Source organism: Devosia sp. A449 (assembly GCF_054489375.1).
This window is the reverse complement of sequence record NZ_JBTMWU010000016.1, coordinates 1-1,772: the sequence shown is the minus strand read 5'-3', so window position 1 is coordinate 1,772 and position 1,772 is coordinate 1. Positions and strand designations below refer to the sequence as shown.

Annotated in this window: 2 protein-coding genes; both read right to left on the bottom strand. The window is 63.3% G+C overall.

All coding sequences use genetic code 11. The annotated features are described in order from the left end of the window. The coding region (locus ACX3OW_RS21600; RefSeq protein ID WP_459097852.1) for a glutathione synthetase at positions 1-908 on the bottom strand (908 nt) is incomplete at its 3' end. 9 nt (positions 909-917) lie between these two features. Beyond that, the coding region (locus ACX3OW_RS21595) for a tyrosine/phenylalanine carboxypeptidase domain-containing protein (protein WP_459097851.1) at positions 918-1,772 on the bottom strand (855 nt) is incomplete at its 5' end.

The window sequence follows — 1,772 nt, the reverse complement described above, 5'->3', positions numbered from 1 at the left end:
GTGAACACATTGATCTCGAGCAGCTTGTCGCCGACGATATCGAGCCCCACCAGAAACATGCCATCGGCGATCAGCTTGGGCCGCACGGTTTCGGCGATACCCAGCATGGTCTGGTTCACCTCGATGGCCTCGGCGCGGCCGCCGGCATGGATGTTGGAACGAATTTCGCCCTTGGCTGGGGCGCGCCGGAACGCGGCATATTTGCCCTCGCGCTGCAGCGGCGTGCCATTCATCAGGAAGAAGCGCACGTCGCCTTCGGCCGCTTCGGGGATGAAACTCTGGGCGATCAGATAGCCCTCCTCGCTGACCGCCTCGAAGATCTGCTTGAGATTGGACTCCTTGGGGGAGGCGATCTTGAAGACGTTCTTGCCACCCGAGCCTTGCAGCGGCTTGAGGATCACCCCTTTCTTCTGCTGGTCGATAAAGGCGCGGATTTCCTCGATGCTCTTGGAAATCAGCGTTTCTGGCCGCACCACGGCAGGAAAATCCTGGAAATAGAGCTTGTTCTGCGCCTGTGCCAGCCCGTCCGGGTCGTTCAGCACGATGACGCCCCGTTCGGCCGCCAGCCGTCCAAACACCGTGCCCACCTGGGCGGCCCAAGGCCGATCGGCGGCATCCTCGGACGGGTCGTTGCGCAGCAGAAGCACGTCAATTTCAGTGACGTCGAGGGTCTGGATCGTCGTCCCGTCCCCTTGCAGGTCCTTGAACAGCGTTTCGGCCTTCTTGTAATTGGCCGCGGGCAGCGTCAAGGCGCGCACCGCCAGGCTATCGTCGGGCCGCAGCACGAAATCGCCCGGGGTCAGGTAGCAGATATCGTGACCGCGGCTCAGCGCCGCCAGCGCCAGATGGGTGGTCGAATAATTGGCGGTTTCACCCGCGATCGAATTGACGAAAAACGCGATGCGCATTGGACGCTCCTAAATGGCCGTCATCTGGACGGGCGAAATGCCGGCACGAGCGGCCTTGAGGCGCTCGTCGGCCTGTGGGTGAGACAGAAATTGCGGTAGCAGCCGGGGCGGCTTGAGCAGGCCGCGCGTGCCCAGTTCCTGCATGACGCCGAAATGGCTGGCGGCGATTTTGCCCATCCAGAATGGATCGAGCGAGCCGCCCGCCTGCAAATGGCTCAGGATTGCGAGTAGCCCGCGCAGATAGACCGCGTCCTTGGCCAGGCCCCCGCCACGATAGACCCTCAGCGCCAGATTGAATGCGTTCGCCTTGGCGAAGCCGAAATCACGCACCAGTTTGCGGTAGCATTCGACAAAACTGGCGCCATCAAGCATGTCGGCGCAGGCGACGACGCGGGCCGCAATTAGCCGCAATCGGCCTACCGTCATGCCGCCGACCAGATATTCGGCCAGCACGGCCAGGCCTTCCTGCACGCCCTCATAGCCGGCAAGACCCGAGCGAAACAGGCGAAGGCCTTGAGCCGAGCCGTTGAAATAGGTCAGCAGGTGCACCCCGACCTCGTGGCTGAGCAGGGCTTCGACCCGCCCCCGATCCAGCGCCGTGCTGCGCGAGATCAGCAGGCGCTCCCCAGAGACCATCAAGCCGGGTGGCAGGTCATCGCGCAGTTCGACGCTCGCCACAAAATCGGTATCGCTATCCGCATAGCTCTGGATCATCGAGCGGGCGCGGCGCTCGATAAAGGCGAAATCGACGGCGTTGCCGTCGTCCTTGGCCTTGCTGCGCCCCGGTCGTGTGCCATCGAGAATTTCCCCGGCGGCAGCCAGCAGGCTGGGTTCCACCGGCCCATACAGCGCCCGGCCCAATTC